This window comes from Endozoicomonas sp. SESOKO2 (assembly GCF_024606245.1).
GTDB lineage: Bacteria > Pseudomonadota > Gammaproteobacteria > Pseudomonadales > Endozoicomonadaceae > Endozoicomonas_A.
In genome coordinates, this window is record NZ_JAHHPQ010000675.1 from 1 (window position 1) to 4205 (window position 4205).

A 4205-nucleotide genomic window follows, 5' to 3' on the forward strand; every position below is an offset into this window, starting at 1 on the left:
GGTGAACTGACGAATCAAAGTCTGTTTGCCGGTAAAGATATGCTGGAATCCGATGACGAGGCAGCGGCCTTTATTCGTTTGGGCTGGCGTAATCCGCAAGACAAACTTCCCCGCTCCAAATTGCGAATCAGCTCAGGTGCCCGCTGCACCTCATCAATCACCACTGGCCGGGACTGGCTACGCAGCAAACCGATGGGATCGTTACGGGCAATGGCAAGAATATTCTCATCATCCAGAGTCAGGTAGCTACTGGTCTCCTCATATTCAGGCCGGTTCAGAAAATGTCGGGCGAGGGTGGTTTTGCCCGATTGTCGAGGACCGGTAATCACGACCACCGGCGTATCAGCCAAACACGCCTGAAGATAAGGCTCAATGACTCTGGGGATATAGGACATGGTGAAATCATCCGTCCAAAATGGATTATCATTAAGACTTTTATGGATTTTAGCACAGACTTAAAAGGATTTTCTCCAAGACCAAATTGGATTTAATATTAGGTGGGTATTCTTATCCAATCGACCAGGCAGTGCATCAGTAACCTGACCGAAAGGACACCTGAAAATGATATAGAGTATGGCGTTCAGGCTTGCTACGACTGCTCGCACAGCAATCAAAGATGAACAATGGGATCGGATCAATGACACGCTGCCGGGTAAAGTCACTGATCCCGGGCCGACAGCTGATAACAGGTGATTTATTGAGGCGACTCTCTGGCTTGCTGGTACGGGGGCTACGTGGTGAAGCCTGCCTGAAGAGTTCAATGATTGACACGAAAGCTTTCAGGTAGAGTGCCCCTGAATATGCGGCCAGATCATTTTGAAAACTGCGAATTAAATTCGCCCTTTAAATGTTAAAGGATAGCGCCCCTGAGAATCCGGCCTTCCAAGAAATTGCATGCCGTCTTTCATGGTTTCTGGCAGGGCCTCACCTTCAGACACTTTCCCGTTCAACGAATAGCTGCCGTTAAGATTAAAGCTGAAAACGGCATCTGTTGTCAGAAATTCGGATGACTGGCGAATTTTACCTTGCAGAGTATTTCCCTTGCAGGTGAGATCAGCATCTGCTTTACCCAGTTTCACGTCACCCAGAGGACTGCTGATTCGCCCTCTTTCCCATGTCATGTGACCGTCCAGCTCGACACACAGACCTTTTTCATAAACCAGGGAGTTTGCCACCAGATTGATATTACCCTTGGCGGTTGCCGGAACCGGCATGGGAACAAGCTGCTGCAACCAGCCTGCCGAAGCGTCTGCTTGAAGATCTTCAATCGTCACACCCTGAGGACTGTAGGTCACTGTCGCCTGACCCACAACGGCAGAAAAATGATCACCGACCTCAACGTTCGCGCTGACCTTTCCGGTCAGCAGTGCAGAAGGCTGGAGATCCCAACTGACTTCCTGAAGCCCGATACCGTTGATGGTTAATTCCTGCGCTGAACCCGACCAGAGTGAGCCTGAGAGACCTTCGAGTTCAATCCCCGGCATTTTGGGTGCATGACGCCAGACAAAAGCGGCTGGTAGCTCTGCCAGCATACAACCTGTGTAAGAAACTGCGGCCAGTGCGGCCAGAGTAATGATTCTCTTCATATGTCTTAACTCTCGCTGAAGGCTGTCTCACTGCTGAAGGCTCTATGTATTCTCAAAGCCTTAACGATCACATGACCGGGCTTTTCGGCAGCTTCTACCTCCAACTCCCTGATCTCAACTCCTCCCTGCTGTTGAAGATTGACTAGCCATGCCAGTAAACGATCAAAGCCCACTGTATCAAGATCGACCTGCAATGAATCACGAACAGTTCGCACCCCGGTGATGCGCAGATCAAAATCTTTTGCGGTTTTATTCACCATCTGGTCCAGAGGTAAAACCAGATAGCGGCCCTTGTCTGGCTGACCCTGACGTAGCCTGACAATCTCACTGGCCTGTTCCTGTACAGAAGCCAACAACTTCTGACTGGCCACCAGCTTCCGTTCGGCAGCTAACTGACGTTCTGACAAAGGGTTTAAAATACCCTGCCAAATGCACCAGACAATAATAAATGCCCCTGCCACCATACAGAGTTGCTGCTCGCGCCGACTCAGGCCACGCCAGAAACTCTGAGCCTGTTGCCAGCGCTCATTGAAGCCTTCCATGATGTCATTCATGAATCACTCCCCCTGATGATTAGCGTACCATTGGCAATATCACCACTCTTCTCCAGTGTTTCAACCGTGATCACCAGTTGCTCACCCGACTCTTCCCGGAATGCCGTAAAAGTATCAAAATCCTTCGCAGTGGCTTCCACCCGCAGTGATTGCTGAGACTGGTTATACGACAAAGTAACAGGATTGAGTTGGGGATATTGTTTAAACAAGGGTGCAGTCTGATCGAGCAGTTTCAGCAGACCCGAGTCATCGCTGTTGTTACTTTTCAAGGCCATTAGCTTCTGCCTCATTTGCGACTGTAGACGCACAATCCGCTCACCGGGGAACATGTCACTGTAGATCTTATGCGCCTGCGCCTGAAGCTGATCAGCCTGTTGTTCCAACTGTACCGATTTCAATACTGCCTGAGCCATAAACAGAGTAATGGTAAAAGCCAGGAGTCCGGCAGCCAGCCTCCAGGGTTTCAGGCTCTTGATGATGGATGACTCAACTTGCCAGACACCCTGCAACAGGTTGGGGCTGTTCTTCTGTGAGTCAGCACTGACCGCACCCGCTGCCAATACTTCCAGAGCAGGGCCCGAAGCTTCCCGGTTCCATTCCCCCGTCAGGTTCTCAGGTAGTTCGCTGAAACTGTTCACTTTCAGAGGCGTCTCTTCCGAGTCGTCTGCTGCCAGATAGAAGCTCAGCCAGGATGGATCACAGGCAGCCCACTGCCAGCGGCTATCCCGCAGTATCCAACGTTCATCCATGGCCAGCGCCGAGCACTCTCCCTCGGTCCAGGGCAGAGCCAAAGCTTCGGGAATCATGGTTTTGACTTTAAGGCCGGACTGATTCATTGCTTCACACCAGAAAGCCATTTTCGAATGAGCGACCACGGACAGATAAACCTGAGCCCCTTCTCTCGCGATGACCGAAATATGAAGATCGTCTACGTCCTCAGCCAGATCATCTTCCAGACGAAAAGGCAGTGACTTTAATACCGCCTTGCTCAGCCTGCCTTCAACCTGAAGGCAGTGAACACTGACCAGCTCCGTGGGAACCAGGGCAATGGTTTTGGTATCCGGGAATAACTCCGCCAGTGTTCCCAGGTCTTCAACAGACGGCAGAATGCCAGAGGAGGTTTTTCCCTCTTCTGCGGCCAGAATCACTGGCTCTTGCTCTACTGGATAGCGTTGCCAGTGAACGGGCTGTCCGGGATCTCCGGGCAGCCCGATGATAAGATGCTGGCTCACCCAAGCCCCCCAAACTCTCGGCGAATGACACTGAACTTATTTTCTTCTTCCCGCCGCAGCAGGCTTTTTATTCGGACTTTGGAGTCCGCATAGGAAGCGGTTGCAGTCATCACAAAATACTGACTGTCCACCGACATCAATTCGTGGGTGCCTCCGGCACTGAAGTTGGAGAGAGACGGTTGCTGAATAAACTCATCCACACTCTTCCAGCCATCCTCCGGCCTCTGTTCCAATACCCCTTTTGCCTGCTCTAAGGGAAGCTCACCCAAATACAGGGCACTGAGCACCGGTGCATGATCTGGCGACAGAGTATTAATATTGATCTTCATCTCGGTGGTCGGCAATGCACAGATATAAGGTTTGACCCTTCTCATGATTTTGGCATTGACGCCCTTAACCGCTCTCAACTCCGAAACCGATCTCATACTGGTATTACTGGCCAGATAGGGCACTGGCAGAGACTGGTAATAACTGTCTTCCGCGCCGATGCCTGATGCCTGGGTGTTGTCATTGTCTACCCAGTCTCTGGTTGATTGTGCAATTATTTCGGCCTGATAGGACTCAATTTCCAGTGCTTCCATCAGGGATTGAAATACTTTGACTTCAACCGAAGTCTGCCCTTCTTTATCCGATGCCTGCAAAGCATTCAGGTTTAAACAAGCCTGAGCGTCGGAAATTTCTCCCTTGATTGCCCCACTATCCATCGGAAAAGTCACTTCCCCCGTGGCCCAGGTTTGGCCAAGATTCACGGTTTCATCGCTCTCATCAAACTCGTCCTGAAGCACCTTGATTGTCAGTTCTTCGGCTGACAGTGCATACCAGCGTGCCTGTTC

The 4205-nt window shown here is 51.0% G+C and carries 5 protein-coding genes; all 5 read right to left on the bottom strand.

All coding sequences use genetic code 11. The features are described from left to right. Nucleotides 1-14 precede the first annotated feature (14 nt). Nucleotides 15-395 carry an AAA family ATPase gene (locus KDK17_RS16650; protein WP_257288578.1) on the bottom strand — a complete coding sequence of 127 codons (381 nt, stop codon included), beginning with the start codon at nucleotides 393-395 and terminating at the stop codon, nucleotides 15-17. A gap of 435 nt (nucleotides 396-830) precedes the next feature. Next, complete coding sequence (locus tag KDK17_RS16655) at nucleotides 831-1586, bottom strand: type II secretion system protein N (RefSeq protein WP_257288579.1); 756 nt, start codon at nucleotides 1584-1586, stop codon at nucleotides 831-833. 5 nt (nucleotides 1587-1591) lie between these two features. Beyond that, nucleotides 1592-2140 carry a type II secretion system protein M gene (locus KDK17_RS16660; protein ID WP_257288580.1) on the bottom strand — a complete coding sequence of 183 codons (549 nt, stop codon included), beginning with the start codon at nucleotides 2138-2140 and terminating at the stop codon, nucleotides 1592-1594. Further along, nucleotides 2137-3372: a type II secretion system protein GspL gene (gene gspL, locus KDK17_RS16665; protein ID WP_257288581.1), complete on the bottom strand. Its 1236-nt coding sequence runs from the start codon at nucleotides 3370-3372 to the stop codon at nucleotides 2137-2139. Before gspL ends, KDK17_RS16660 begins: the two co-directional genes overlap by 4 nt. Next, a partial coding sequence (gene gspK / locus KDK17_RS16670) for a type II secretion system minor pseudopilin GspK (protein WP_257288582.1) occupies nucleotides 3369-4205 on the bottom strand: 837 nt, incomplete at its 5' end. The genes gspL and gspK, both read right to left, overlap by 4 nt.

Bases quoted from the DNA above. Each gene is read 5' to 3' on its own strand.
- KDK17_RS16650 (WP_257288578.1), bottom strand. From the start codon at position 395: ATGTCCTATATCCCCAGAGTCATTGAGCCTTATCTTCAGGCGTGTTTG.
- KDK17_RS16655 (WP_257288579.1), bottom strand. From the start codon at position 1,586: ATGAAGAGAATCATTACTCTGGCCGCACTGGCCGCAGTTTCTTACACA.
- KDK17_RS16660 (WP_257288580.1), bottom strand. From the start codon at position 2,140: ATGAATGACATCATGGAAGGCTTCAATGAGCGCTGGCAACAGGCTCAG.